The organism is Mesorhizobium sp. P2_C4 (genome assembly GCF_056404575.1).
Genome location: NZ_JBFUDT010000001.1, coordinates 613,825 through 638,806 on the forward strand (window position 1 = coordinate 613,825; position 24,982 = coordinate 638,806).

25 protein-coding genes and 1 riboswitch are annotated in these 24,982 nt (G+C 63.5%); of the genes, 10 read left to right on the forward strand and 15 right to left on the reverse strand.

The features are described from left to right. The first annotated feature begins 6 nt into the window (after positions 1-6). Positions 7-369: a nuclear transport factor 2 family protein gene (locus tag AC1DX6_RS03040; protein WP_477311078.1), complete on the forward strand. Its 363-nt coding sequence runs from the start codon at positions 7-9 to the stop codon at positions 367-369. Positions 370-401: 32 nt separating this feature from the next. Here AC1DX6_RS03040 and xylB read toward each other — a convergent pair whose 3' ends face one another. Beyond that, positions 402-1,856: a xylulokinase gene (gene xylB, locus AC1DX6_RS03045; protein WP_477311080.1), complete on the reverse strand. Its 1,455-nt coding sequence runs from the start codon at positions 1,854-1,856 to the stop codon at positions 402-404. An 82-nt stretch (positions 1,857-1,938) separates the two neighbouring features. Then, a complete protein-coding gene (locus AC1DX6_RS03050) occupies positions 1,939-3,261 on the reverse strand; it encodes a tetratricopeptide repeat protein (protein WP_477311082.1) in 1,323 nt (440 codons plus the stop codon). A 216-nt stretch (positions 3,262-3,477) separates the two neighbouring features. Here AC1DX6_RS03050 and AC1DX6_RS03055 point away from each other — a divergent pair, with 216 nt between their 5' ends. Then, positions 3,478-6,324: an autotransporter family protein gene (locus AC1DX6_RS03055; RefSeq protein WP_477311084.1), complete on the forward strand. Its 2,847-nt coding sequence runs from the start codon at positions 3,478-3,480 to the stop codon at positions 6,322-6,324. Between the two features lie 29 nt (positions 6,325-6,353). On the opposite strand, the gene AC1DX6_RS03060 is transcribed toward AC1DX6_RS03055, so the two are convergent. Beyond that, on the reverse strand, positions 6,354-6,977 hold the full coding sequence (locus AC1DX6_RS03060; protein ID WP_477311086.1) for a LysE family translocator: 624 nt from the start codon (positions 6,975-6,977) through the stop codon (positions 6,354-6,356). A 208-nt stretch (positions 6,978-7,185) separates the two neighbouring features. Here AC1DX6_RS03060 and AC1DX6_RS03065 point away from each other — a divergent pair, with 208 nt between their 5' ends. The 5 genes from AC1DX6_RS03065 (at position 7,186) to AC1DX6_RS03085 (ending at position 11,473) form a co-directional block, all read left to right on the forward strand. Further along, positions 7,186-7,956: a L,D-transpeptidase gene (locus AC1DX6_RS03065; RefSeq protein WP_477311088.1), complete on the forward strand. Its 771-nt coding sequence runs from the start codon at positions 7,186-7,188 to the stop codon at positions 7,954-7,956. Positions 7,957-8,098: 142 nt separating this feature from the next. Beyond that, positions 8,099-9,265, forward strand: a complete 1,167-nt coding sequence (locus AC1DX6_RS03070; RefSeq protein WP_477311090.1) for a diphosphate--fructose-6-phosphate 1-phosphotransferase — start codon at positions 8,099-8,101, stop codon at positions 9,263-9,265. Then, a complete protein-coding gene (locus tag AC1DX6_RS03075) occupies positions 9,265-9,999 on the forward strand; it encodes an MBL fold metallo-hydrolase (protein WP_477311092.1) in 735 nt (244 codons plus the stop codon). The genes AC1DX6_RS03070 and AC1DX6_RS03075 overlap by 1 nt, the downstream gene beginning before the upstream one ends. Positions 10,000-10,118: 119 nt before the next feature. Further along, positions 10,119-10,730 carry a molybdopterin-dependent oxidoreductase gene (locus tag AC1DX6_RS03080; protein ID WP_477311094.1) on the forward strand — a complete coding sequence of 204 codons (612 nt, stop codon included), beginning with the start codon at positions 10,119-10,121 and terminating at the stop codon, positions 10,728-10,730. Continuing rightward, entirely contained in the window at positions 10,727-11,473 is a 747-nt protein-coding gene (locus AC1DX6_RS03085; protein WP_477311096.1) for a ferredoxin reductase, read from the forward strand. Before AC1DX6_RS03080 ends, AC1DX6_RS03085 begins: the two co-directional genes overlap by 4 nt. Before the next feature lie 22 nt (positions 11,474-11,495). Here the strand turns inward: AC1DX6_RS03085 and AC1DX6_RS03090 are convergent, their stop codons facing one another. The 9 genes from AC1DX6_RS03090 to AC1DX6_RS03130 all read right to left on the reverse strand — a co-directional run bounded on the left by AC1DX6_RS03090 (position 11,496) and on the right by AC1DX6_RS03130 (position 20,026). Next, positions 11,496-12,968, reverse strand: coding sequence for a nucleotidyltransferase family protein (locus AC1DX6_RS03090; RefSeq protein WP_477311098.1), 1,473 nt, complete (start codon positions 12,966-12,968; stop codon positions 11,496-11,498). Continuing rightward, positions 12,968-13,660, reverse strand: coding sequence for a glycosyltransferase family 2 protein (locus AC1DX6_RS03095; RefSeq protein WP_477311100.1), 693 nt, complete (start codon positions 13,658-13,660; stop codon positions 12,968-12,970). The genes AC1DX6_RS03090 and AC1DX6_RS03095 overlap by 1 nt, the downstream gene beginning before the upstream one ends. After that, complete coding sequence (locus AC1DX6_RS03100; protein ID WP_477311102.1) at positions 13,645-14,397, reverse strand: glycosyltransferase family 2 protein; 753 nt, start codon at positions 14,395-14,397, stop codon at positions 13,645-13,647. Before AC1DX6_RS03100 ends, AC1DX6_RS03095 begins: the two co-directional genes overlap by 16 nt. An 81-nt stretch (positions 14,398-14,478) precedes the next feature. Further along, complete coding sequence (locus AC1DX6_RS03105; protein WP_477311104.1) at positions 14,479-15,231, reverse strand: glycosyltransferase family 2 protein; 753 nt, start codon at positions 15,229-15,231, stop codon at positions 14,479-14,481. Beyond that, positions 15,228-16,277: a serine kinase gene (locus AC1DX6_RS03110; RefSeq protein WP_477311106.1), complete on the reverse strand. Its 1,050-nt coding sequence runs from the start codon at positions 16,275-16,277 to the stop codon at positions 15,228-15,230. Before AC1DX6_RS03110 ends, AC1DX6_RS03105 begins: the two co-directional genes overlap by 4 nt. Positions 16,278-16,322: 45 nt before the next feature. Further along, entirely contained in the window at positions 16,323-16,751 is a 429-nt protein-coding gene (locus AC1DX6_RS03115) for a PqqD family protein (RefSeq protein WP_477311108.1), read from the reverse strand. Between the two features lie 158 nt (positions 16,752-16,909). Further along, positions 16,910-18,010: an FAD-binding oxidoreductase gene (locus AC1DX6_RS03120; protein ID WP_477311110.1), complete on the reverse strand. Its 1,101-nt coding sequence runs from the start codon at positions 18,008-18,010 to the stop codon at positions 16,910-16,912. A gap of 77 nt (positions 18,011-18,087) precedes the next feature. Next, the gene (locus tag AC1DX6_RS03125; protein ID WP_477311112.1) at positions 18,088-19,335 is read right to left on the reverse strand and encodes an aromatic ring-hydroxylating oxygenase subunit alpha; all 1,248 of its coding nucleotides are present in this window, start codon (positions 19,333-19,335) and stop codon (positions 18,088-18,090) included. A 115-nt stretch (positions 19,336-19,450) separates the two neighbouring features. Then, positions 19,451-19,652, reverse strand: a riboswitch (cobalamin riboswitch). Continuing rightward, positions 19,649-20,026, reverse strand: coding sequence for a hypothetical protein (locus AC1DX6_RS03130; RefSeq protein ID WP_477311114.1), 378 nt, complete (start codon positions 20,024-20,026; stop codon positions 19,649-19,651). (Overlaps the previous riboswitch by 4 nt.) 134 nt (positions 20,027-20,160) lie before the next feature. Between AC1DX6_RS03130 and AC1DX6_RS03135 the strand changes: the two genes are divergently transcribed. The 3 genes from AC1DX6_RS03135 to AC1DX6_RS03145 all read left to right on the forward strand — a co-directional run bounded on the left by AC1DX6_RS03135 (position 20,161) and on the right by AC1DX6_RS03145 (position 20,936). After that, the gene (locus AC1DX6_RS03135; protein ID WP_477311116.1) at positions 20,161-20,367 is read left to right on the forward strand and encodes a DUF680 domain-containing protein; all 207 of its coding nucleotides are present in this window, start codon (positions 20,161-20,163) and stop codon (positions 20,365-20,367) included. Positions 20,368-20,439: 72 nt separating this feature from the next. Then, on the forward strand, positions 20,440-20,640 hold the full coding sequence (locus AC1DX6_RS03140) for a DUF680 domain-containing protein (RefSeq protein ID WP_477311118.1): 201 nt from the start codon (positions 20,440-20,442) through the stop codon (positions 20,638-20,640). A gap of 59 nt (positions 20,641-20,699) precedes the next feature. Continuing rightward, the gene (locus AC1DX6_RS03145) at positions 20,700-20,936 is read left to right on the forward strand and encodes a DUF680 domain-containing protein (protein WP_477311120.1); all 237 of its coding nucleotides are present in this window, start codon (positions 20,700-20,702) and stop codon (positions 20,934-20,936) included. Positions 20,937-21,013: 77 nt separating this feature from the next. Here the strand turns inward: AC1DX6_RS03145 and AC1DX6_RS03150 are convergent, their stop codons facing one another. From AC1DX6_RS03150 to AC1DX6_RS03160, 3 genes are read right to left on the reverse strand one after another with little or no spacing between them, the layout of a single operon-like run. After that, positions 21,014-22,126, reverse strand: a complete 1,113-nt coding sequence (locus AC1DX6_RS03150) for an ABC transporter ATP-binding protein (protein ID WP_477311122.1) — start codon at positions 22,124-22,126, stop codon at positions 21,014-21,016. Positions 22,127-22,158: 32 nt separating this feature from the next. Beyond that, a complete protein-coding gene (bglA, locus tag AC1DX6_RS03155) occupies positions 22,159-23,823 on the reverse strand; it encodes a beta-galactosidase BglA (RefSeq protein WP_477311124.1) in 1,665 nt (554 codons plus the stop codon). Between the two features lie 4 nt (positions 23,824-23,827). Further along, a complete protein-coding gene (locus tag AC1DX6_RS03160; protein WP_477311126.1) occupies positions 23,828-24,982 on the reverse strand; it encodes a carbohydrate ABC transporter permease in 1,155 nt (384 codons plus the stop codon).

Consider the following 24,982-nt stretch of genomic DNA (forward strand, 5'->3'; position numbering starts at 1 on the left):
CAGACCATGACCGACCTCACCACGATCGCCCAGAACTACATCACCGCCTGGAACGAGAGCGATGCCGCCCGTCGGCAGGCCCTGCTCGAGGCGACCTTCACCGAAGATGTCAGCTATCGCGACCCGCTCATGCAGGGCGACGGCCATGACGGCGTTGCCGCACTCATCGACGGCGTGCAGCAGCGCTTTGTCGGCTTCCGGTTCTCGCTGAAGGGCAAGCCGGACGGTTTCGCCGACACGATCCGCTTCTCGTGGAATCTCGGGCCCGATGGCACGGACTCCGTCATCGAAGGCACCGATATCGGCATCATCGAGAACGGTCGCCTGAAGAGCGTCACCGGCTTCCTCGACAAGGTGCCGGCGCAGTGAGGCGCGAAGCTGCGGCGTGGGCGAGAAACTGCTCACGCCGTGGCGCCTTTGATCGCAGGATACAGCGCCCGATAGCGCTGATAGGCATCAGCGTAGGCGCTCCCGAGCTTGGCATCCGGTTCAATCGTGGCATCCGTCCTGGGTGCGGAGCACACGGCCAGCGGATCAGCACCCGTCGCTGCAATCAGGCCAAGCCTGGCGGCGCCAAATGCAGCACCAAAATCGCCGTCTGCCGGAATGTCCACGGGCACCTGCAGCGCGGTGGCAATTGCCTTCAGCCAGTAGCGCGAGCGCGAACCGCCGCCGAGGGCGGTGACCCGCGTCAAGGTCGTGCCGGCCTTGGCCAGCGCTTCGAGACTGTCGCGGAAGGCAAAGGCAACGCCTTCGAGCACCGCTTGCGTCAGCACCGAGCGGCTCGATTCATGCGCCAGGCCGGTGAACGAGCCGCGAATGGCGGAATCATTGTGCGGCGTACGCTCGCCCGAGAGATAGGGCAGGAAGGACACGCCGGTCGGCGCCTTAAGCGTCTCGCCGAGCTCTGATGTCAGTTCGCCGGCGCCTTTCCCCGTGATCTCCGACAGCCAGTTGAGCGAATCGGTCGCCGACAGGATGACGCCCATCTGGTGCCAGGTGTTTGGCAGCGCGTGGCAGAAGGTGTGCACCGCACTTGCCGGGTTGGGCAGATAGGCCGCATTGGCGGCAAACAGCACGCCAGACGTGCCGAGCGAGACGAAGGCATGGCCGGCACCCACCGTACCCATGCCGCAGGCCGAGGCCGCATTGTCGCCGGCGCCGCCGGCGATCGGAATGCCTGACGCCATGCCCCATTTCGAGGCCAGGTCGCTGCGCAAGCCGCCGGCTTTTGCCGTGCCCTCGACCAGCGACGGCATCTGTCTCTCATCGAGCGCAGTGGCGGCGAGCAGCTCGGAAGACCAGGCGCGCTTGCCGACATCGAGCCAGGAGGTGCCGGCCGAGTCCGACATTTCCGAAATGTGCTCGCCCGAAAGCCAGAGCCGCAGGAAATCCTTCGGCAGCAGCACCTTTGCCACCTTGGCGAAAATGGCGGGTTCGTTGTTCTTCACCCAGGCCAGCTTCGGCGCGGTGAAGCCGGGGAAAACGATGTTGCCGGTCAGTTCGCGAAAGCGCGGGTCGGCGTCGAGTGCGGCGGCTTCCGCGTGGCTGCGCGTGTCGTTCCACAGGATGCAGGGGCGCAGCACCTGATCGCCGGCGTCGAGCAAGGTTGCGCCATGCATGTGACCGGACAGGCCGATGCCTTTGACCGCGGCAAGCTCTTTGGGATGCGAAACCTTCAACTCGGCGATTGCCGCCTCGCAGGCGCGGGTCCAGTCGGCGGGGTTCTGCTCCGACCAGCCGGGATACGGCCGCGACACGTCCAGCGACGCGTGGCCTGACCCGACGACAGTTTGCCCGGCATCGATCAGCAGCGCCTTGACTCCCGACGTACCGAGATCGAGCCCGAGATACATGTTTTTCCTCCCATGCCGGTAATTTTTTCGGGTCTCGAAAAAATCTGGCTTGGCCAGTTTTTAAAACAAGATCCGCTTGCGGTCAATTCTCTGACAAATCGGCGGCACGCCGGGAAAACAGCGCCGACAGCGGACTGTCCGGTCGCGCCAGCGCGCGCTCCGCCGCGAGCGCCCGCGCCAGGGCTTGGTCGCCCGACCGCAGCGCCGCCTCGATCAGCGTCAGGTCGATGACATCGCGCTGCGCATGGCTGCCGCCGAAGCGGTGCGCAATTGCCCGGATGGGCCGGATCAGGCGCACCGTCTCGGCATAATTGCCGTCGCCGAATGCCTTGATGGCGAGCGTCAGCGGATGGCCGACATCGCGTGTGAAGGCGGCGTTGTCGTCGTCGGCGCGCATGGCCTCGCGCTGCGCTTCGAGCAGGGTCTTGGCCGGCGCATCCAGTCCAGCGCCGACAAAAGCCATCATCGCGTGCGCATCGTTGAACGCATAGTCGCCGGCACCGGCCTTGGGCCAGTTGGCGGCGAGCGCTGCCCAGCGGTCGCCGACATCGGCGCCGCCGAGATGCAGCCGCCACAGAATCGCCGAGGCATCGACCATGTTGAGCGCCAGCGTCGACGGCGTGCCGTAGATGGGACCGTCATAGAGCGCCAGCACCTCGTCGGTCTCGCCGAGATCGTAGTGGAACAGGGACAGATGCCACCAATTGTGCACCTGCAGGAAGCTTTCCCTGGTCCATGCTTCGGGATTGGCGCGCATCCAGGCGATGCCGTCTCTTTGCCGGCTCTGCATTTCCATGACATGGGCGACCGCGTGCTGCGCCCAGCCGTCGCGCGGCTCGATCTCGACCGCTGTGCGGCCGAGCTTCTCGGCGCGCGCATAGTCGCCCATCTCCTCCAGCCCGAAGGCCTGCATGCCGAGAATGGCGTGGTAGCCGGGCATGCCGCTTTGCCAGGATGGCAGCGCGCGGCCGATGCGGTCGCGCAGCATGCGGGCATTGCCGGTGAAGAAGTCTATCTGGTGGCCGGTCTGCAGCGCCACCATGTCAAGTGGAAACTCGATTGCGATATCCTCGAGGATACGGGCGGCGTCATGCCAGCGTCCGCCGGCGAGATGGCCAAGGGCGGCGACATGCGCCTGCTCGCGCGCCGTGGCGGCAAGCGGCAACGCCGCCTGGTGACAAGCCTTGGCCACCGCCGTTGCCTCACGCTCGGTAGCGAGACCGAACAGATAGCCCTTGAACACATGCGCCATGACGAAATCGGGATCTTGCGCGATGGCCCGCTCGACGGAGCCGACCGGGTCGCCGATGAAGCACTGCAGCTCGCGCACCGCCTGGCTGTATGGCGAGAACCCGGCCTCTGTCGCGCCTGAAAACGTCAGGCCGAATGTATCCCTGACTGCCATGTCTCGTCCTCTGGTTGGCTTCTCGGACTCTGGGTCCAATGCGATCATAAAGCATGGGCCACAGGCGCGCCAACCATGCGCTGCACTGGTCTGCTCCAGTATTTTTCGCAATTCATCAACCATGAGCTGCAGATTAGGCTTTGTAAAACCAGATGAACTGTGGCTTCATTGCGGCATCGGGCGGGGCGCTTGAAATCGCGAATAGACGAGGGCGCGATGCGGCACCTGAGGGGCAAGCTTCCGAACCACCATTCGGAAGACAAGCAGGAAATGGTTGCTTTGCCTTGGCGAAAGCCATCTCAAATGCATCTCTTGTATATTAGCATTCTTGCAACTACCCCGCTGACGTTTCTGCCCAATTCTGTGGCCTTCGCCGCCTGTGTGCTGGTTCCATCTCCGGGAAACAACAATTTCATCTGCGACAGCGGCAATTTGGGCGGCAGCCTCACCGATACTGGCGGCGACAACACTCTGACTTTTCCAACCGGTGGCACCGGGCAGATCAGCGGCAACGTCACTTTCGGCGTCGGCACCGACCGCATCGACATGCAATCCGGCGCCATCACCGGCACCGTCGATCAGGGCGGCGGCACCGATTTCTTCGCCATCGGCGCCGGCACTGTCGGCGGCAATGTCCAGCAAGGCGCCGGCATTGACGATTTTGCCATGAGCGGTGGCCAGATCGGCTCGCTCAACCAGGGCGATGGCCTAGACACGTTTATGATGACGGGCGGGCGCATCGTCGATTTCTTCGACGATGGCGACCGCGCGGTGATGACCGGTGGCCGCATTGGCCGCGTCAACATGAAACTCGACAAGAACTACTTCAACATGTCCGGCGGCATCATAGACCGCAACCTCGTCACCGGCTTTGACGAAGACACGGTCATCCTCTCGGGTGGCACCATTGGCGGCAACATCAGCGTCAGCGGCGGCAATGATAGCGTCACGGTGACCGGCGGCACCATCGGCGGCGATGTGCTGATGAGTTTTGGCGCCGACAATTTCGTCTGGAACAATGGCGGCATCATCTATGGCGCGGTCGATCTCGGCGCCGACAACGACACTGCCAGGCTGAGCAATCTCACCAACGCCAATCTCGGCGCCACCGATGCGCTGAACGGCGGTCTCGGCACCGATGCGCTGACCTTCGACAACGTCAAGCTCGACGGCATCGCCAGAGTCCAGAACTGGGAGACCATCAACGCCACCGACGACACCGAACTGATGCTGGACGGCAATCTGGTGCTTGGTGACAGCGGCACAGGCACCGGTGCGCTCAATGTCGATGCCTCCAGCACCCTGTTCGGCGGCGGCTTCAACGCCTCGATCCAGGCCTTTGCCGCAGGCCAACTGGCGTCGGTCAGCAATGCCGGGCGCATCGATCTGACCAACGGAGCCACCGGCGCGACCGACCGGCTGACGATTGCCGGCAACTATGTCGGCCTCGGCGGCCTGCTGCTTATCCAGACTGAACTGGACGACGATTCCTCCGATTCGGACAGGCTTGTCCTGTCCGGCGGCACGGCCTCCGGTTCGACCGGCATTACGGTGGTCAATTTCGGCGGCACCGGCGCTGCGACGACGCAGGACGGCATCATGGTGGTCCAGGCGGTCAACGGCGCCACCTCGGGCGCCAGCACCTTCGCTCTCGATGCGCCGGTCGCCGCCGGCGCCTTTGAATATTATCTGTTCAAGGGTGGCGTCACCGCCGGCACTGAAGAGAACTGGTACCTGCGCTCGACGCTGAACACCCCGGCTCCACCCGCCCCAGCGCCATCGGCGCTCGAACCGACGCCGCCGCCGGAGCCTGAGCCGCCGGCGGTCGAGCCTCCACCGCCGCCGCCATCCGAATTGCCGCCGACGCCGCCGCCGACCGAGGGCGACATCAACAATCCGCCGGTCGACCCGACACCGCCGGTGCAGGCCGCCGATCCGGAACCCGAGCCACCGCCGCCACCGCCACCGGCGCCGCCGGCGGATCCGCCACCACCACCGCCGCCACCGCCAACGGAGGTACCCGATCTTCCGGTGCCGACGCTGCCCGGCCCGCCGCCCGTACAGCCGGACCCGCCGACACCTGGGGCGACGCCGGTGCAGGCATCCGAGATCCTGCTCTATCGCATCGAGGTGCCGGTCTATTCAGCGGTGCCGCCCGTGGCCGAGCATCTGGCAATGGCGACGCTTGGCACCTTCCACGAGCGGCGCGGCGAACAGAGCCTGTTGTCGAACACCGAGCTGTCGCCGGTCTGGGGCCGTATCTTCGGCCAGGACGCCAAGATGGCGTGGTCGGGAACCGTCTCGCCGTCCTTCGATGGCACCCTGTTCGGCTTGCAGGCCGGCTTCGACGTTTTCGGTCGGGAAGCCAGCTCAGGCCAGGTCGACCGCGCCGGCCTGTTCATCGCCTATGGCAGCATGAACGGTGACGTTCATGGCCAGGCGCTGGGCTGGAACAATCTGTCCGTCGGCGGCATCGACCTCGGCGGCACCAGCATCGGCGGCTACTGGACCCGGATCGGCCCGAGCGGCTGGTATCTCGACGGTGTTCTCATGGGCATCTTCTTCAGCGGCTCGGCCACCTCGTCGCGCGATATCGGCCTCGATGTCGGGGGAACCGGCCTCACCGCATCGCTCGAAGGCGGCTATCCCCTGGCGCTGGCCCAGGGATGGACACTCGAACCGCAGGCGCAACTGGTCTGGCAGCATTTGTCGCTCGACGACGCCAGGGACAGCTTCTCAGGCGTTTCCTTCAACCTCGACGACAGCCTGAACGGCAGGCTGGGCTTGCGGCTGCAGGGCGAGACGACGCTGAACGGCATCGCGCTGCAGCCTTACCTCAAGGCCAATCTCTGGCACGATTTCGGCGGCACCGATCACGTCAATTTCGGTGGCACCGATATCTCGACCGAAGGCGGGTCCACCTCGCTGGAACTCGGTGGCGGCGTGGTCGCCAGGGTGACCGACAAGGTCAGCGTCTTTGCCACCGGCGAATACACCACCAATCTCGGCGGCGACAAGCGACGCATCCTCGAAGGCAATCTCGGCTTGAGCGTCAAATGGTGAGTCAGGCGACAGTTATCGCCTGACGACCTTCAATTGCCCGAACGCATCGCCATCGTGGCGATGCCGGCGCCGACCAGCAGCGTGCCGCCGGTGCGGTTGAAGATGCGGATCGCCTTGGGATTGCGCACCACGTTGCGGGCTCTCGCCGCAATCAGCGCGTAGCCGAAGGCATTGGCGAAGGCGAGCGCCAGGAACGTGGTTTCGAAGATCAGCATCTGTGTCCAGAAATCGGCGTGCCGGTCCAGGAACTGCGGCAGGAAGGCCACGAAGAAGGTGATGCTTTTCGGGTTGAGCGCGGTGACCAGCCAGGCATGCGCCGCCATCCTGGCCGCGGACACCGCATCGGTGCGCGGTTCGGCCGTCAGCGCGCCGCCGGCGCGAAACAGCTTGATGCCGAGATAGATCAGGTAACAGGCGCCGATCACCTTCAGCACCGTGAACACCGTTGCCGACGCCGCCAGCAGCGCGCCGATGCCCAGCATCGACAGCGTCATGGCGGTGAAGTCGCCAAGCGCAACACCAACGGCCATCGGCAGCGCGGTGCGCCAGCCCTGGCCCAGCGAATAGGACACGACCAGCAGGATGGTCGGACCCGGAATGATGAGGAGGATGGCCGAGGCGGCGGCAAAGGCAGCCCAGTTTTCGAAGGACATGGTCGTCTCCTTGAGCTTAAAGAAGAGGATAAATCCTTGGCCCCGTGAAGATGTAAAGAGGCAAGTTCGAAAATCTGCAGCGCGCCGGTTCGGTCCGCTAAGGTTAAGATGGCGCGGCGCGTCTTCACGCTTTTTCAACCATGATTGGTGAAAATGCCTCTATCCGGTAGGACTGTGTTTCCCGCCGATAGCGTAGGGTTTGGGTTAGATGCGTGAGTTGCCGCAAAGTCCGACGCCGCCACATCAGGGCGACGCAATCGAAAATCCCGAATTTCAGCTTTCCCGCCGCACCATGCTGTCCGGCGCCGGCGCCATGGCGCTGCTCGGCGTTGCCGGCTGCAGCACCCAGACGCTCGAACTGCCGCAGTTGCAGCTCGACGACCTAACCACCGGCTCGGTGCGTCCCGTCCGTCCCGCTATCAGCGTCGACAAGAACATCACTGGCCCGGATGTGATGTATGCTTCGCTCACCGATGGCGGCTTCGTCGTGCCCGCGGTGCCCTACAAGAAGGTCAAGCCGGAGTTCCGCCGCCAGATCGTCGTCGATCAGACCGGCGAAGCGCCCGGCACCATCGTCGTCCACCTGCAGGAGCGCATGCTCTATCTGGTCCAGCCCGGCGGCGACGCCATCCGCTACGGCGTCGGCATCGGCAAGGACGGTTTCCGCTGGTCCGGCCGCGCCAACATCCAGTACGGCAAGGAATGGCCGGTCTGGACGCCACCGCCCGAAATGATCGCCCGCAAGCCGGAACTGGTGAAGTGGCAGGGCGGCCAGCCCGGCGGCCTCACCAATCCGCTTGGCGCCAGGGCGCTCTATATCTACCAGGACGGCAAGGATACCGGCTACCGCATCCACGGTTCGCCGGAGTGGGCAAGCATCGGCCAGGCGATGTCGTCGGGCTGCGTGCGGCTGATCAACCAGGACATTATCGACCTCTACAGCCGCGTTTCCAAGAAAAACCCGGTCGTCGTCGTCTGATGTCGCAGCAGCCCGCCTGGCCGCTGCGCGATCTTCCTGTTTGAGCATGATCTTTCGGGATCATGCTCTGGTTTCTCCCGTTGCGTGATGCGCCAAGACAGGCGAATGTGCCTGCGAAGCCACCATCCCGGAGAGAAGAAGAATGTCAGGAACCTTTGTCATCGCGCAGGGCGGCGGCCCCACCGCCGTCATCAACCAGACCATGGTTGGCGCCGCGCTCGAGATCCGCAAGCGGCATCCCGGCGCCAAGGTTCTCGGCTCCATCCACGGCGTGCGCGGCATTCGTGACGGCAACTATGCCGATCTCTCTGCGATATCAGAAGACCGGCTGCGGCTGATCGCGGCAACGCCGAGTGCGGCGCTGGGTTCGACGCGCGACAAGCCGGATGCCGCCTATTGCGAAGTCATCCTCAACGGCCTGAAGAAGGCCGGCGCCGACGCCTTCATCTACATCGGCGGCAACGACACCTCGGGCACGCAGCAGATCCTGACCGACGCCGCCGGCGGCAAGATCGCCTTCGTCCATGCGCCAAAAACCATCGACAACGATCTCGAGGAAAACGATCACACGCCGGGCTTCATTTCCGCGGCCGAGTTCGTCGCCGGCGCCTTCCTCTCCGTCGATCTCGATTTCCGTGCTTTGCCGGGCATCTATGTCGGCATAGTCATGGGCCGCCACGCCGGCTTCCTCACCGCCGCGGCCGCAGCTTGGCAGCTTGACCCCGACAGCGGCCCGCATCTCGTCTACGTGCCGGAGCGGCCGTTCTCGGCTGCCGGCTTCATCGACGATGTGCGCGCCACGCTTGATCGCCACAAGCGCTGCATCGTCGCCGTCTCCGAAGGCGTCAGCACCGCTGACGGCAAGGCGCTGGTCGAAAGCCTGGTGCCGCCGGAAAGACTCGAGCGCGACGCGCATGGCAACGTCAAGCTGTCGGGCAGCGATCTGCCGGCAGCGCTCGAGCGGGCGCTGGCCGAGGGACTGCCGGGCAAGCGGGCGCGTGTCGATGCGCTCGGCTACATGCCGCGCGGCTATGTCGGCGCCATCAACGCCGTGGACGCGCAGGAAGCCTTCGATGCCGGCGCCTTTGCCGTTGCCGTCGCCGAACAGGGCGGCGGCTCGGTGGCGCTGCAATTTGACGGCACGAAAACCGTGCTGAAGAAGGTGCCGCTGAAGAATGTCGCCGGCAAGACGCGCCACATGCCGGACGGTTTCATGAAGCCTGATGTCAACCAGCTCTCGGAAGCCGGAATGGCCTATCTCAAGCGGCTGGTGCCGGAGAAGTACAAGGTCGGGAAGCCGTTCGTCTGATGGCAGACCGTGTGATCGGCGACTGGTTCGGCAAGACCGTCGTCGACGCCAACACAACGATGCTGACCGAACCTTTCGTGCATGATTTTGTGCGCGCCAACATCTGGCATCTCAAAGGCCGCGATGTCGACCTGCTGGTCGACACCGGCATGGGCATTTGCCCGCTGGCGCCGGAGATCGACACGCCTGATGGCAAGCCGCTACTCGCCGTCGCCACCCATATCCATCTCGACCATGTCGGCTCGCTGCACGAATTCCCGTTGCGGGCAGGGCCCAGGCACAGCGCCGCAACGTTCGAGACCATGGATGAAGCGGTGACCTACGCCTACATGTTCCACAATCTCGACGGCGCCGTTTCCAAGCTGCCGGCGCCGGGCTGGAAAGCCACCGACTACAAGATCCCGCCCGCGCCGCTGACGCGCACGCTCGATGAGGGCGACATCGTCGATCTCGGCGACCGGAAGTTCCGCGTGCTGCATCTGCCCGGCCATTCCCCGGATTCGATTGCGCTGTTCGATGAGGCTGACGGGTTGTTCTTTGCCGGCGACGCCATCTACGACAGCATGCTGATCGACGACCTGCCGGATTCCGACCGTGGCGCCTATCGCCGCACGATGCAGCGGCTGCTCGACCTGCCGATCCGCATCGGCCATGGCGGCCATGGGCCGAGTTTCGATGGCAAGCGCATGCGCGAGATCGCAACGGCCTATCTCAGGCGAACCGGCGGGGTCTGATGCCGCTGGCCGGCGCAGGACTTTCCTCGCCGCCGCAAGATTTCTGTTGCCGGCCGGAGCATCTTTCTGGAAGACTGTCGCGGGCCGATACGCGGCCCCCTTCGAACGGATTATCCCCGATGGTCACTCGCGGCTTCTTTTCCGGGCGAAAGCCCCCGACGGATACGGACGCGCGCATTCCGCCTGGCCAGTATCTTGAACAGGGCTTTCCGGTCCTGTCGGCCGGGCCGACGCCGCGCGTGCGCACCGAGGACTGGTCGTTCACGCTGAAGCACGGGCCGCGCCCGATCAAGAAATGGAACTGGGCCGAGTTCAACGCGCTGCCTTTGACCAAGATGACGCGCGACATCCATTGCGTGACCGCATGGACCAAGTTCGACACGCCGTGGCAAGGCGTGCTGGTTGACGACATTCTTGCCGACGCCGGCATCGAGCCGCCGACCGGCTTCACGTTGGCGCATGGGTTCGACGGCTACACCACCAATGTGCCGACAGCCGATCTCACCGTCGGCAAGGCGATGGTGGCGCTGCTTTATGAAGGCAAGCCGATTACCGCTGACCATGGCGGCCCGGCGCGGCTGCTGGTGCCGCATCTCTATTTCTGGAAATCGGCCAAATGGCTGAACGGGCTGCAGTTCACCGAGCGTGACGAACCGGGCTTCTGGGAGTTGCGCGGCTACCACATCTATGGCGACCCGTGGCGCGAGCAGCGCTACACGAACGACCCATGAGCGATGCGGCAGCAGTGCAATCGCCCTGGCAGACGGCGAAAATCACCCGCATCGAAAAGCGCACGCCGCGCGTCACCAGTTTCTTCTTCCAGCTGTCGCGGCCCTTCGCCTATCGGGCCGGACAACATGTCGATGTCAGGCTGACGGCGCCGGACGGCTATCAGGCGCGCCGCTCCTACTCCATCGCTTCGGCGCCGGAAGCCGGTGCGACGATCGAGCTGGCAATCGAAAAGCTCGACGATGGCGAGGTCTCGCCGTTCTTTCACGAAGTGGCAGCGGTCGGCGACGAGGTTGAGCTGCGCGGGCCGCTCGGCGGTCACTTCGTCTGGTCCGACAGCGAGGGCGGCCCTATCCTGCTGGTCGGCGGCGGTTCGGGCGTGGTGCCGCTGATGGCAATGGTGCGCCATCGCGTTGCGTTGAAGTCGGCAGTGCCCGTCGCGCTGGTGTTTTCGGTGCGGGTCTGGGACGAGGTGATCTTTCGCGACGAACTGATCGGCCTCGACGACCGCCGCGATGGGTTCGACCTCGTGCTGACGCTGACGCGCGAGGCCGCCCGGCGGCCGGCGGACTATTCGCGGCGTGTCGATGCCGCCATGATGATGCAATCGATGGCGCGGCTGCCCGAGGCGCCAAGGCTCGCTTTCGTCTGCGGCTCGAACGCCTTCGTTTCTGCCGCTGCCCAGGCGCTGATCGATGCCGGCGTTCCGGCGGGTCTCATTCGCACTGAACGCTACGGGGTCTGAGCGGACCTACTGTCGTCAGCCGTCATCGGGCCGGTGAGAACTTCGCGGAGAGCAGCTGGAAGGGCAGTGCGCCATAGCTGGCGACGGCAGCTTCATCGTCCCATGTGCGGAACTGGCGGGAAGGCCGTGCCTCGAGCACCAGCGCTTGCCGCGTCTCGTCCAGTGTCACCTTGCCGCGAAAGTGCAGCACTCTTTGCCCGCCGACACGGCTGATGACCATCGAGCGCAAGCGCGCGACATGCCGGCCGGCGGCATTGATTTCCATCTCGATGCGCCGCCGCACTGGGGGAACGGCGATCCGGACGGTCACATCCAGGACCATCTCTCCGGTTCTATCCGGACAGGGGATGGTCTGCGACAGCACGAAGGGGGTCGGCGTCGGCTCGACCTCGCGCCTGGTCGTCTTGCCACGCCAGACGACATCCGGCGCCGATTGCTGCAGCCGGCCTTGCTTGCGTTTCAGTCGCAACTGCTTGGCGAACCCGCGCGACAGCCAGGAGAGGCCGCCGAAATCCGTGCGCGGTTTGGCCTGTAGAACCGAGGACCATCGCGACAGGCCGGCGCGATCGGCCCTGTCCACTGTTCCTGCAAGAACTGTGTCAGGCACCGCAATGCCGATCTCGAGCGCCAGATAGGAGAGTGCCACCGCCGCGGCAACGGCAAGACCGCGCTTGGCAAGGATGTCGTTGAACACACCCCAGTCGACCGCGCCGCCATGGATGGCCACGGCACAGTCAACCAGCCAGTCGCTGTGGGTGTGGGCATCGAGGCCACCATGGCCGATGGCCAGCGCCATACGATCGGCCGGCGACGGAACAAAGACGCTGACGCCGCTGAATTCGGCCGCCACCGCCCGCTGCCAGATCGCCAGATCGTCTTCCGTGCTTTGCTGCGACCCGTCATAGGCAAGCTGGTGCAGGTCGATGTCGCCGAAACTGCCCTTGAAGAAGTTCATCGAGCGCACGGACGCCAGCCTGGTCCTGAGATAGTGCGGGCTGACGCCGGTGGCGATCTGCCAGTCACGCTCGCGCAACACGTCGAAAGCGGCGGTCATGTCCTGCGGACGCACCAAGATGTCGATGTCGTGCGCCACCCGGCCGCGCTGCGCCGAGGCGTTGACGGCGATGCGGCTGGCGCCCTTGATCAGCATGACGGCGCAGCCGGCCTCCACCATTGCCTGCAGCGCCGGTTCGGCCTCGCGCATTGCCATGCGCGATTTGGTCCACAGCATCTTTTGCAGGCCGACAAGGCGTGGATAGGCGGGATGGGCGGCGAGTTTTCGGCCGAACCTGTCGGAAATCGCGGCCAGCAGCCGATGCTCGCGAAAGGAGACGAGATCGATATCGTTCTCGTCGAGCCAGCGCGCCGCGTGTTGGCAGGCCGCTTCCTCGTCGGGAAGAAGGGCTGCCTTGAGCAGCTGGTCGAGCTTGCCGGTCGGCCAGGACCAGCCATAGTCCGGAAACCGGCGGCCGATAGGGCGGATCGACCTGGCCATCAATCGGGATCCGTCTTGTTGCGCGCCCGGCGCTGCATGGCGAGCCGCACGACTTCGAGATAGCCCCGGTCGCGCGCCGGATCGCGCCCGTAGGACAGGCTGCCGGGCCGGATGCGCCTGAGCGCCAGCACCTCATCCATCATATCGAGAACGAAACCTGCCTCGCGCGCCCGAGCGATCCAGTCGACCATATCGCCACGCCCGCCTTGCGGGTCGATGATCGGCCCGACGGCATCGGCGACCTCCCTGCGGATCATCATTGTGGTCCGCGACCAGCCTGCGAGAGAGGCGGCTTCCGGTGCTTCGGGTCGATCGTCGCGAAAGGTACGCCAGTGCGTGAAAACGCCCGATGTCGCCGGGAACCGGTCGAGATGCGCAAGCTGTCTTTCAATCTTGGTCGGCAGCCACAGATCATCCGCATCAAGCGTCGCTATGAAGGAGGTCGACAGCGCCGCGATGCCTCTTGTCGTGGCACTGCCGGGGCCGGCGTTTTCCTGGCGCAAAAGCCGCACCGGCAGCTTCAGCGCCTCGATCACCGCCACGGTGTCGTCGGTGGAGCCGTCGTCGACAACGACGATGGTTTCGGCCTGCACGGTCTGAGCCGCGATCGATCTCAGCGTCTCGGCAATGGTGGCTGCCGCATTGAAGGTCGGGATGACGACGCCATAGCCGCCCATCACATGAAGCGCCAATGCGCGAGCTCTTTGAAATCGAAGATCCCTTCGATCGGACGCAAGGACGGGTCGGCCTTGCGGCGCTTCATCGATTTGAGGATGGCGCGCATGAACTCGCGACGGGGGACATCGGCCTCCCTTGTCATGTTGCCGGGATGACGCCTGTAATAGAGGGCCACTGTATCGGGCATAGTGTATCTCGGACCGCATTCAAAGGCACGCAGCAGATAGTCGGTGTCCTCGGCCTGGTTGAAGTCCTCGTCGAAACTGCCGATGCGTTCCACAAGTTTGCGAGCAAAAATCCCCGCCGACAGATGAATTCCGCGAACCGTCACGGAGTTGCTTTCGGTCGCCGGTTCCAGGGTCTCGTCGTCTATGAGATCGACCAGTGTCATGCGCGAATAGCTCAGTTCGAGACCTGGATCGGTTTCGAAGCAGGCAAGGTCGGCCTTGAAACGCCCGGCGGGCGAGATGTCGTCCGAATCGAGAAATGACACAAGCTCTGTTTCCGGCAGAAGCTGCCTGAGACCGGCATTGCGTGCTTTGGTGACGCCACCATTGGCTTGCTGGAAAAGGCGGATCGAGGGCATTTCGGCCATGAAGGAGCGCACCGCGTCAGCCGATCCGTCGGTTGAACCGTCGTCGATGACGATGATGTCGAGATCGGCGGCGTCGCGCTGCCTGAGCAGCGAGCGCAACGCCGAACCGACATAGTGTTCGCGGTTGTAGACAGGCATGATCACGCTCAGCTTCACCGGCCGCTCCTGCTCGGCAACTGTGCCGGGCGATCCGATCTGGCCGGGTTCCCGGCAATGACGATCCTCTGGCTCCACATCTTACGCAGACCGCCAGTCGGCGGAATCCCTAAGTTCGAAAATACCTTCGACTGGTCGCAGCGAAGGGTCGGCCTTTCGGCGCTTCATCGATTTGTGCATGGCACGCAAATATCCGCGAAGCTTGGCGTCGTGCTCTTTGGTGACGTTGCCGGCGTGGCGCCTGTAGTAGACAGCGACAGTGTCGGGCAGCACGTATCTTGAGCTGCGTTCGAACATACGCAACAGATAGTCGATGTCTTCGCCTTGTGTGAACTCCTCATCGAAGCCGCCGATGCGGTCGACAAGGTCCCTTCTATATATGCCGGCGGCCATGGAGATGCCTCGAACGGTCGGGCAAGGACGATCGGCGGCCGGCTCCAGGGTTTCTTCATCGATCCTGTCGGCCTGCATGATCAGCGAATAGGTCAGCTCAAGGCCGGGATCGGTCTCGAAACAGGCAAGATCGGCTTTGAATCGTCCTGCGGGCGAAATGTCATCCGAATCCAGAAACGACACGAATCGCGTTTGAGGCAGCAACTGTCTGAGCCCGGCGTTGCGCGCCTTGGCGATGCCCATATTGACTTGGCTGAAAAGGCGAATGCACGAAGTCTCGCCCATAACGGTGCGCACCGCCTCGGCCGTGCCATCGGTAGAGCCGTCATCGATGACGATAATATCGAGGTCGGCGGCATCGCGTTGCCTGAGCAGCGACCGCAACGCCGAAACGACATAGCGCTCACGGTTGTAGGCAGGCACGATTATGCTCAGTTTCATAAAATGCCTCGTGCGAGAAACCCCGAAATCGTGCCGGCGATTTCCTCGGGCCGTGTCCCCAGCGACAGGCGATAGCACGGCAGCTGGCGCGTCAGTTCGCCAAAAAAGCGAAAGCCGCTCTCCCGCTCGCCCGGCATCTGCGCAATTCCAGACGGGGCCAGCGCAATCATGGCGTCCTTGCGCGACACCGGCACGATCGAGCTTGCCTCACCTCCGCTGATATGTGGCACCACCAGCGCGACGATGTCCAGACTTGCAGGTACTGGCCGGACTGCGATGTCATCGATGTGGAACGGATACTTGCCTTGCCAGTTCAGCGGACCATGCGACTTCAACCTTCGTTCGAGCTGCAGCCGGCGGAAACCTTCCGGGTCCTGCTTGAGCGTGGCAAACAAGGGGCGGGCAGTCACCCCATTGTCGGTATCGATCAGCACATAGTCGTCGCCGACGCTGTCGAGCCCGTTGAGCAGTCCGGCGACAACGGTTCCCGATTTTCCCGCCCCACCTGCGCCGGCGAGCAGCACACCCTTGCCGTCAATGCCCAGCGTACCGGCATGGGTAAGCCGCATGCCGCGCGCGGCATACTCCCAGTGCAGGAAGGCGCGCAGCGGCGCTGCTTCCTCCCAGGGCGGGAAAGCGCTGGTGGATCTCATCAACTGTGCGCCGACGCGACGTTCGGGATCGTAGAACTGCCAGAAATCCAGATCGTGGAAATAGCTGCCGCGCAATCCGGCTTCGGCCAACTGCGTGGCGAAGCCGTGATGCGTGTAGTCGGCTTGGCCCCATGTCGCTGGGGCGGGGATGCCCTCAACATCCGGATCGGCGACGAAAATGCGGCAGTCGCCCACGGTCGGCTGGTTGTCGGGCGCAGGGACGAAGCCATAGCCGACAGCATCGGCCAGGGCGCCGGGGCTGAGATGCGCGGTCAGGTCCAGTCGCGGCAAGTGGACCGTGGTGGTGACCAGATAGCGTTCAGCCGCGCTTTCCGCCGTCGCCAGCACATGACGGGCATAGTCGGCCAAGGTTTGAAGAGTGACGCGTGGCATGGCTGACGTGTTCCAGCGTTGCCCGACTGGGCCGCTCGGGTGGTTTCAGGGCGCCGGCTTGACCGCCGGCCAACCGAGAGGTTCCTCGACCTCGTGGATCGGGTCGACCAGAATGAGATCGGCAAGGTCGTCGTGGATGTCGACCTTGAGCGGCTCGCTGCTGCCGGCGAGTTGGGCAAGCAGCGCGCCCGAAATGGGTTGCGCGGCTGCATCGGCCGCACGCACGAGCAAGCCGAAATCGAGCAGTTGGGTAATGAAGCCGTCGAGCTCGGCTGACTTTATTGTGGCCCCGCCGGCTGCTTGTCCGACCAGTGCGTGGGCGCCAACACCGGACGACAGCGCCTGCCAGACCCCGCTGCCTGAATCGGAGAAGCCGAAATATTTCCCGTTCGAAAGATCAAGGACTACGGCTTCGCCGTCAAAGGACTCGAAAACGATGTCCTTGCTTGCGACCGCGTAGACCGATTGCTCCATTGAACGTCCCCACAACAGGCTGCCCTGAAGCGATCACCGGTCGCCGCAGTCCACCTTGCCCTGGAAAAGCGTCTAGCCACTTGGCCGTTCTTTGGCAAGACAGAGCGCCGGCCAGGGCCAGGCCGACACGCAAAACAGGCGGCCAATCCGCCGCCCTGTCAGGCCTCGATCTCGAGCGCCGACAGTGGCCTTGAGCAGCAGGCGAGGATAAAGCCGTCATCGATCTCGTGATCGAGAATGCCGCCATTGTGGCTCATTTCGACCTTGCCTGAGACCTTCTTAACCTTGCAGGTTCCGCACAAGCCAAATTCGCAGGCCGCAGGAATTCTCACCCCCGAAGCGCGCGCCGTCTGCAGCACGGTCTGGCCGGCAACGCATTCGGCGTCGACATCCGAAAGCGAGAAGCGGACCGGCGTAACAGTGTCGGCGGGCACTTCGATTCCACCGCCGGCCGGCGATGCGAACGGAGCCGGGACTTCTTCCACAGCCGGGGCCGCAAAACTCTCCTGATGGTAATAGGCCATGTCGAAGCCGGAGGCCTCCAGCATCTGCCGCACCGCGCGCATGAACGGGTCCGGGCCGCAGCAGAAGATTTCGCGTTCGCGGAAGTCCGGCGCCAGCAGCGGCAGCCTTATGGCGTCGATCCGCCCCATATGGCCGAACCAGCCTTCGCGGCTCGACCGCTCCTCGATCATGAAGCCGAGCGACAGGCCGGGCATGCGGCTTCCCAGCAGTTCGAGCTCCTTGCGGAAGATGATCTCCTCAGGCCGCCGCGCGCAGTTGACGAAGCCGACATCGGTCCACGGCGCGCAGTCGTTCAGCCAGCGCAGCATCGACATCATCGGCGTCACACCGGAGCCGGCCGAAATGAACAGATATTTGGCCGCGGGGTGGCTGTGCAGCGAAAAGTCGCCTGCCGGCCCATAAGCCTTCACGTGAACGCCGGGTTTCAAATTGTCGAACATCCAGCGCGTGCCGATGCTGCCGGCTTGGGCTTTCACCGTCACCGCTATCGAGAACGGCCGCGATGGCGAGGACGACAGCGTGTAGGTCCGCATCAGCGGGCCCTCGGCGGTCGGCAGTTCCAGCGTCACGAACTGGCCCGGCTTGTAGCGAAACCAGGTCTGGTTGTCGGAGCGGAAGGTGAAGGTCTTCACCTCCGGCGCCTCGTCGCTGACGCCGATTACTTCCAGCACCTGGAGCCTGTCGTTCCAGGGCGCCATCTCGTCGAGGTGGCGGTAGAGGCCAAGGTCCGTCATCGCATTCATCCCTTCACCCTTTTTGTTCTGCACATGTCGTGATCCCAAAACCGCTCAACACTTTTGGGCGCCATGTGCTAGGCGACGCTGCGCAGCGCGGGCCGGCCGCCTTCGGCAAGGCGCGGCTCGATGAAGCGGGCATACCAGTCGACGAACTGGATGACGCCGCCTTCATGCAACTCCGAATAGGGACCGGGCTCATAGGCCGGCGACAGGATGCCGAAGGCATTTTCCTCGACGATGCGGCGGTCCTGGTCGTTGGTCTCGATCCAGACATGGGTGAGCTCGGCGAGGTCGTAGTCGACGCCTTCGACCGCGTCTTTGTGGACCAGCCATTTCGTCGTCACCGCCGTTTCCGTGGCGCTGATCGGCAGCACGCGGAAGGTGACGGCGTGGTCGATGAGGATGTGATTCCAGGTGGTCGGATAGTGGTAGTGCATCAAGGTGCCGATGCGGTCGGCCGAAACGCCGTCGGAAAGGTTCTTCTTCACCGCGCGCTTGCCGTTCATCGTATAGCTGACGGCGTCGCGCAGCAGCGGCGCGCGGGTGGCGCGAAACTGTCCGGCGGGATCGATGCGGAACTTGCTCGGCAGGCCCGCCGCCTCGCACTTCGCCCAATGCGCCAGCATTTCCGGGTCGCTATCGGCGCCCTGCACGCCGGTCACGGTCGGCGCTTCCGGGAAAGTCTTGCACAGTTCCGGATGGTTGCCGGCACAGTGATAGCACTCGCGGTTGTTCTCCCAGACCAGCTTCCAGTTGCCCTTTTCGACGATGGTTGATTCGAAGGCGACCTTTGCCTCGCGCAGCCGGTGCGGCAACAGGTAGGGTTCGATCATGGCGCGCATCGGCGCGAAGTCCGCCGGCTCCCTGGCCAGGCAGATGAAGATGTAACCGCCGACACTCTCGCAAGCCACCGGCTTCAGGCTGAACTGGCTCTTGTCGAAACCATCGGCCATCTGCCGTGCGAACAGGAGCCGGCCGTCCAGTTCATAAGTCCACTGGTGATAGGGGCAGACCAGCTTGGCCGCCGTGCCTTTCTCGGCGTTGCAGACGCGGCTGCCGCGATGGCGGCAGGAATTGTGGAAAGCGTTGATCTTGCCTTGCTGGTCGCGCACCAGCACCACCGGATAGTCGCCGACCTGGGCGGTGATGTAGCTGCCCGGTTTCGGCAATTCGCAATCATGACCGATGAACAGCCAGTCGCGATACCAGATCAGCTCCATGTCGAGCTTGAAGTAGTCGGGATCGGTGTAGAAGGGCTGTTCGAGCGAATAGCCTTCCCTGCGGCTGTGCAAGAGCCTCAGCATGTCGTTGCGCGCATCCATGTCCTGTCCTCGTGTTTAAGGACTGAACTTGGTGGTGATGGAGGAAAGACCGGTCGCAATCCGGCACCACGGCCGGCACGCACCATCCACCTCTTGACCGCCCACCGCGATCAGTCGAGTCTAGCTATCTCGGGCTGGTTTCCGGGCTCTGGAGTGTCCTTGCGGACGGTCGCGACACCTTCCCAGGCTTGTGGCCCAGTGGTCTCCCGTTGCGACTTGAACTCCACCACCGTTGCGGGGGCAGCGCCGGGTTTTGACCGGCTTCCCAATTCTCCGCTCCATCGTCACGAAGCGGCACCTGAGATGCCATCATCTAATCACGACGGCCGACGCGCCATCGGCATGAAAGCGACATCGCATCCATGCGGCGCGACACCATAGGTGAAAAACGCACCGGCCAGGATTTGTGACGCGAACCCAGCCTTTCACCGGTCGTGACCCGCCGCTCCGCGCATCTGATTCGCCCGGCGGCAGGGTCAAAAACAGTTAACAGTTTCGAAAAGTGACTATTAGCGGTTTCTAAAATCGAACCGAACGGTTCGTTTCTGTTGACAGAGCGTGCAGGACGGTGTGAACGCTGGTTTGCCAATTCGTCAGCTGGCTCATGGATGGAATAGAATAACATATTGAAATTATTAGCTAAAATAGAAAGTGTAGGAGGCTTTGGTACAATTTCAAGGTGCAGAGCCATGGTCCACGCGGAACAACTTCGTGATTGGAAACGGGCACTGGCCTCGCCCACATCGGGGCTGTCCGAACGACGCGAATTCCTTCCAAGACACGCCGCTAGACGGACTGATGAACTAAGATACTGGAGTACCAATAATGAAAAAGATCATCCTCACTGCCGCCGCCGTTTTGGCCATCACCGGCAGCGCCTTCGCTGGCAGCGACAACTTTGGTTCCAATGGTGCGAACCAGCCTGCCGCCTCGGTCGACAGCTCGTACACGGCTTCCATTCAGAAGCCGGCGCACGCTGACAAGCAGCCCGTCGTTCAGGGCAGCGACCGCAATCTCTTCGGCAATAACTAACAGCCGATTCCCAACGGACGGCGGGTTTGCCCTGCCGCCTTGGTGGAATTCAGACATTCAGGAGTACTTAAAATGAAAAAGATCGTTCTTACCGCAGCGGCCGTTCTGGCCATCACCAGCAGCGCCTTTGCCACTGGCAGTGACCACTTCGGCGCCAACCAGGCCGTCCCGGCTGTCGACAGCTCGTACACGGCTTCCATCCAGAAGTCGGCTCCGGCTGACAAGCAGCCCGTCGTTCAGGGCAGCGACCGCAACCTCTTCGGCCACAACTAGGCCGATCCCGGCAAAGCGCTTCGCCGCTTGCTGGAATACGAAAATTCAGGAGACTTGAAATGAAGAAGATTGTTCTTGCCGCAGCCGCTCTCATGATTGCCGCCGGCGGCGCCTATGCCCACAACGACAGCGTTGGCGGGACCGACATCAACCAGCAGGCGACCGTCAACGTCGACAAGACGCAGACGTCTTCGGTGCGCAACACCGGCTCGCCGGTCTACAAGCTGCTGAACTCGTCGGGCGACGTCCAGAAGTCTGCGCCGCAGGGCAGCGACCGGAACCTCTTCGGCCGCTAACAGCCGAAGTCGATATCCAGACGAAAGAGCGGCGGGCCTGGCCCGCCGCTCTTTTTGTTGTTACGGACCGGTCGGCCTCAAGCCGCCTTTGCTTCCGGCCTGTGCAGCGCGAAAGAATGTCCGTCGGCATCGAAGATATGCAGGTCACTGCCATCGGCGCTCAGCCGCAGCGTCGCTCCGCGCTTGACCTCGACATTGCCGGGCAGCTTGGTCACCAGGGGCAGGTCGGCGCGGCCGATGTCGACATAGATGAGCTGGACCTCGCCGAGTTGTTCGACATAGTCCACCTTGCCCTCGAAGAGATAATCGGCGCCGGTGGAGACCACCAGATCCTCCGGCCGCACGCCGAAGCTCACCGCCGCCCCTTTCGCTGAAGCCGGCGTGGCGATCGGCACCGTCGCCTTGCGGCCGCCGACATGGCTGACGACAGTCGAATTGCCGGTTGTTTCGATCGTCGCCGGCAGGATGTTCATGGCCGGGGAACCGATGAACTGGGCAACAAACAGATTGCCCGGTTTCTTGTAGAGGTCCATCGGCGTGCCGACCTGCTCGATATGGCCCTCTTTCAGCACCACGATGCGATCGGCCAGCGTCATCGCCTCGACCTGGTCGTGGGTGACGTAGATCATCGTCGTGTTGGGCATCGATTCCTTGAGCTTGGCGATCTCGATGCGGGTGGCGACGCGCAGTGCCGCATCAAGGTTGGACAGCGGCTCGTCGAACAGGAACACTTTTGGATTGCGCACGATGGCGCGGCCGATGGCGACGCGCTGGCGCTGGCCGCCCGACATCGCCTTCGGCAAGCGGTCGAGATATTTGGTCAGCTGCAGGATTTCCGCCGCCTGGCGCACGCGCCGGTCGATCTCGGCCTTGTTCTCTTTGCCGATCTTCATCGAGAACGCCATGTTGTCGTAGACGGTCATATGCGGGTAGAGCGCGTAGGACTGGAAAACCATGGCGATACCCCGCTTCGACGGTGGCACGTCGTTGACCACCTCGCCGGCGATCTTCAGCTCGCCGGAGGTGATTTCCTCCAGCCCGGCGATGGACCGCAGCAAGGTCGACTTGCCGCAACCCGAAGGGCCGACGAAGACGATGAATTCGCCCGACTTTATGTCGAGATCGATGCCGTGCAGAATGTGCAGATTGCCGTATGATTTCTTCACTTGTCTTAGCGTGACATCGGCCATGATTTCCTCCCAGTGAATTTCTTTGGCAAATTTCAGTCGATACGCCCGAACCAGGCCCCGTAGCCACCGAGGCGGATGGTGCCGGCCCCGGCTTGCTTCGAAAATCCGTGTCCAGGCAGAGGCTGCAGTGATCGGTCGCCGAGACCGATCGCTGCTGGCTCGTGTCCAAGATTGAAGACGCAGACGATCTGCTCGTTGCCTTCGCGCCGCGTGAAGGCAACAGTATCGCCCTCGCTTTCGATGAACTCGATATCGCCCTTGGCCAGCGCCGGGTGCAGGCGGCGGAAGCTGAGAAAGCGCCGGTAGTGCTCGAGCAGCGAGCTGTCGTCACCCTGCTGCACGTTAACCGCTTGCGAAAGGTGTTTCCCCGGCACCGGCAACCAGGGTTTTGCCGAGGAGAAGCCGGCATTCTTGGCCGTGGCATCCCACACCATCGGTGTGCGGCAGCCGTCGCGACCCTTGAATTCCGGCCAGAAGCGGATGCCGTAGGGATCCTGCAGGTCCTCGAATTGCAGTTCGGCTTCGCCAAGCCCGAGCTCTTCGCCCTGATAGAGGCAGACCGAGCCGCGCAGCGACATCAGCAGCGCCGAGATGACCTTGAGATAGGCGGTCTCGTCGGCCTCGCCGGCGGCCCAGCGCGAAGCCGGACGCATCACGTCATGATTGGAGAAAGCCCAGCACGACCAGCCATCGCTGGCGACCTTGCCAAAGGATTCCAGCACCGAGCGCACCTTTGCCGCGCTGATCTTTTCGGGCGCCAGGAAGTCGAACGAATAGCACATGTGCACGCGCTTGCCGCCGGCGGTGTAGGCCGCCACCACTTCCAGCCCGCGCTGCGAATCGCCGACTTCGCCGACCGCGGCCGTCGCCGGATATTCGTCGAGAAGCGCGCGGAAGCGTTCGAGGAAAGCGAGGTTTTCAGGCCGGCTCTTGTCGTAGAGATGGTCCTGGTAATTGTAGGGGTTGACCGCCGGAGCGGTCTGGTCGTTGCGCTCTTCCGGCGGCAGCGGCGGATTGTTTTCCAGCCCCTGGCTGTGGAAGTAGAAGTTGATGGTGTCGAGGCGGAAGCCGTCGACGCCGCGTTCCAGCCAGAAGCGGGTGACCTCGAGCAGCGCGTCCTGGACGGCACGGCTGTGGAAGTTGAGATCGGGCTGCTCGGCCAGGAAATTATGCAGATAATATTGCTGGCGGCTGGTGTCCCACTGCCAGGCCGAGCCGCCGAAAATCGACAGCCAGTTGTTGGGCGGTGTGCCGTCGGGCCTGGCATCGGCCCAGACATACCAGTCGGCCTTGGCATTGGTGCGGCTTGAGCGGCTTTCCTTGAACCACGGATGGCTGTCGGCCGTATGCGACAGCACTTCGTCGATCATCACCTTGAGGCCGAGCCTGTGCGCCTCGGCGGTCAGGGCGTCGAAGTCGGCCAGCGTGCCGAACATCGGGTCGACGTCGCAATAGTCCGAGACGTCGTAGCCGAAATCCTTCATCGGCGACTTGAAGAAGGGCGAGATCCAGATGGCATCGACGCCGAGCGAGGCGATGTAGGGCAGCCTGCCGATGATGCCCTTGAGGTCGCCGATGCCGTCGCCGTTCGAATCCTGATAGCTGCGCGGATAGATCTGGTAGATCACTGCACCACGCCACCAGTCTCGATCGACGGCGAGATCGGGCTTCGAGGTCGCCTTCAAAGCGGATTGCATTGTCTCAGCCTCCTTTCACCGAGCCGGCAAGCAGCCCGCGGACGAAATAGCGCTGCAGCGAGAAGAACACGATCAGCGGCACGATGATGGTGACGAAAGCCGATGTCGTCAGGATTTCCCAATCACCACCGCGTGAGCCGAGCAACGCATTAAGCTTGGCGGTCAGCACGATCTGGTCCGCTTCCGTACCCAGGAACACCATTGCCACCAGAAGGTCGTTCCAGACCCAGAGGAACTGGAAGATGGCGAAGGAGGCCAGCACCGGGAACGACAGCGGCAGGACGATCTTGACGAAGATCTCGAAATCGCTGGCGCCGTCGATGCGTGCCGATTCCATGATTTCGCGCGGCAGGCCGGCAATGTAGCTGCGCAGAAGGTAGATGGCGAAGGGCAGGCCGAAACCGGTGTGTGCCAGCCAGATGCCGAGATAGGTTTTCGACGGCATGCCGAAGAAGGAGCCGACACCGTTATAGAGCTTCAGGAGCGGGATCAGCGACATCTGCAGGGGCACGACCAGCAGGCCGATGATCACCGCGATCAGCAAGGCACGGCCGGGAAAGCGCATCCAGGCCAACGCATAGGCGGCGAACGCCGCAATCAGGATCGGGATGACTGTGGCCGGAATGGTGACGGTCAGCGAGTTCATGAACGAGCGGCCGATGCCTTCCGAAAACAGCACGGTCTTGTAGTTGTCGGTGGTGAATTTCGGCGGCGCCGACGAGGCGTAGTAGACGCGTTGGCCGCGGTCGCCCTCGAATGCCTTGGGCGAGGACATGACGAACGTGCCGTCGGCGTTGAGCTGCAAGGTCACGCCGTCGCCGAGATCGGCTGTCGTGCCGGCCGGATATTGCGTCGGCGCGGCCGACTTGACGCCGAAGGCGCTGATGTTGCGGGCGGCGCCGTCGCCGAAGATATTGCCGGCAAGCACGAACTTGCCGTCCTTCTCGACCTGCGCCGAGGCGGCCGGCAGCCGGCCGGCTTCCGTCTGGCTGGAACTGGAGAACGAATTCCACCAGCCCGAGGCGATGATCTGGTCCTTGTCGCGCAGCGACGAGACCAGAATGCCGAGCGTCGGCACTGTCCAGATCGCGACGAAGATCAGGACGGCGATGTGGACGCCGAAGCGGCTGGCGAAGGAGTTTCCGGTTGCGACGGCCAT

Excerpts from the sequence above, each read along its gene's own strand:
- AC1DX6_RS03040 (WP_477311078.1), top strand. The coding sequence starts at position 7 with ATGACCGACCTCACCACGATCGCCCAGAACTACATCACCGCCTGGAAC.
- xylB (WP_477311080.1), bottom strand. The coding sequence starts at position 1,856 with ATGTATCTCGGGCTCGATCTCGGTACGTCGGGAGTCAAGGCGCTGCTG.
- AC1DX6_RS03050 (WP_477311082.1), bottom strand. The coding sequence starts at position 3,261 with ATGGCAGTCAGGGATACATTCGGCCTGACGTTTTCAGGCGCGACAGAG.
- AC1DX6_RS03055 (WP_477311084.1), top strand. The coding sequence starts at position 3,478 with ATGCGGCACCTGAGGGGCAAGCTTCCGAACCACCATTCGGAAGACAAG.
- AC1DX6_RS03060 (WP_477311086.1), bottom strand. The coding sequence starts at position 6,977 with ATGTCCTTCGAAAACTGGGCTGCCTTTGCCGCCGCCTCGGCCATCCTC.
- AC1DX6_RS03065 (WP_477311088.1), top strand. The coding sequence starts at position 7,186 with ATGCGTGAGTTGCCGCAAAGTCCGACGCCGCCACATCAGGGCGACGCA.
- AC1DX6_RS03070 (WP_477311090.1), top strand. The coding sequence starts at position 8,099 with ATGTCAGGAACCTTTGTCATCGCGCAGGGCGGCGGCCCCACCGCCGTC.
- AC1DX6_RS03075 (WP_477311092.1), top strand. The coding sequence starts at position 9,265 with ATGGCAGACCGTGTGATCGGCGACTGGTTCGGCAAGACCGTCGTCGAC.
- AC1DX6_RS03080 (WP_477311094.1), top strand. The coding sequence starts at position 10,119 with ATGGTCACTCGCGGCTTCTTTTCCGGGCGAAAGCCCCCGACGGATACG.
- AC1DX6_RS03085 (WP_477311096.1), top strand. The coding sequence starts at position 10,727 with ATGAGCGATGCGGCAGCAGTGCAATCGCCCTGGCAGACGGCGAAAATC.
- AC1DX6_RS03090 (WP_477311098.1), bottom strand. The coding sequence starts at position 12,968 with ATGGCCAGGTCGATCCGCCCTATCGGCCGCCGGTTTCCGGACTATGGC.
- AC1DX6_RS03105 (WP_477311104.1), bottom strand. The coding sequence starts at position 15,231 with ATGAAACTGAGCATAATCGTGCCTGCCTACAACCGTGAGCGCTATGTC.
- AC1DX6_RS03110 (WP_477311106.1), bottom strand. The coding sequence starts at position 16,277 with ATGCCACGCGTCACTCTTCAAACCTTGGCCGACTATGCCCGTCATGTG.
- AC1DX6_RS03115 (WP_477311108.1), bottom strand. The coding sequence starts at position 16,751 with ATGGAGCAATCGGTCTACGCGGTCGCAAGCAAGGACATCGTTTTCGAG.
- AC1DX6_RS03120 (WP_477311110.1), bottom strand. The coding sequence starts at position 18,010 with ATGACGGACCTTGGCCTCTACCGCCACCTCGACGAGATGGCGCCCTGG.
- AC1DX6_RS03125 (WP_477311112.1), bottom strand. The coding sequence starts at position 19,335 with ATGGATGCGCGCAACGACATGCTGAGGCTCTTGCACAGCCGCAGGGAA.
- AC1DX6_RS03130 (WP_477311114.1), bottom strand. The coding sequence starts at position 20,026 with ATGGCTCTGCACCTTGAAATTGTACCAAAGCCTCCTACACTTTCTATT.
- AC1DX6_RS03135 (WP_477311116.1), top strand. The coding sequence starts at position 20,161 with ATGAAAAAGATCATCCTCACTGCCGCCGCCGTTTTGGCCATCACCGGC.
- AC1DX6_RS03140 (WP_477311118.1), top strand. The coding sequence starts at position 20,440 with ATGAAAAAGATCGTTCTTACCGCAGCGGCCGTTCTGGCCATCACCAGC.
- AC1DX6_RS03145 (WP_477311120.1), top strand. The coding sequence starts at position 20,700 with ATGAAGAAGATTGTTCTTGCCGCAGCCGCTCTCATGATTGCCGCCGGC.
- AC1DX6_RS03150 (WP_477311122.1), bottom strand. The coding sequence starts at position 22,126 with ATGGCCGATGTCACGCTAAGACAAGTGAAGAAATCATACGGCAATCTG.
- bglA (WP_477311124.1), bottom strand. The coding sequence starts at position 23,823 with ATGCAATCCGCTTTGAAGGCGACCTCGAAGCCCGATCTCGCCGTCGAT.
- AC1DX6_RS03160 (WP_477311126.1), bottom strand. The coding sequence starts at position 24,982 with ATGGCCGTCGCAACCGGAAACTCCTTCGCCAGCCGCTTCGGCGTCCAC.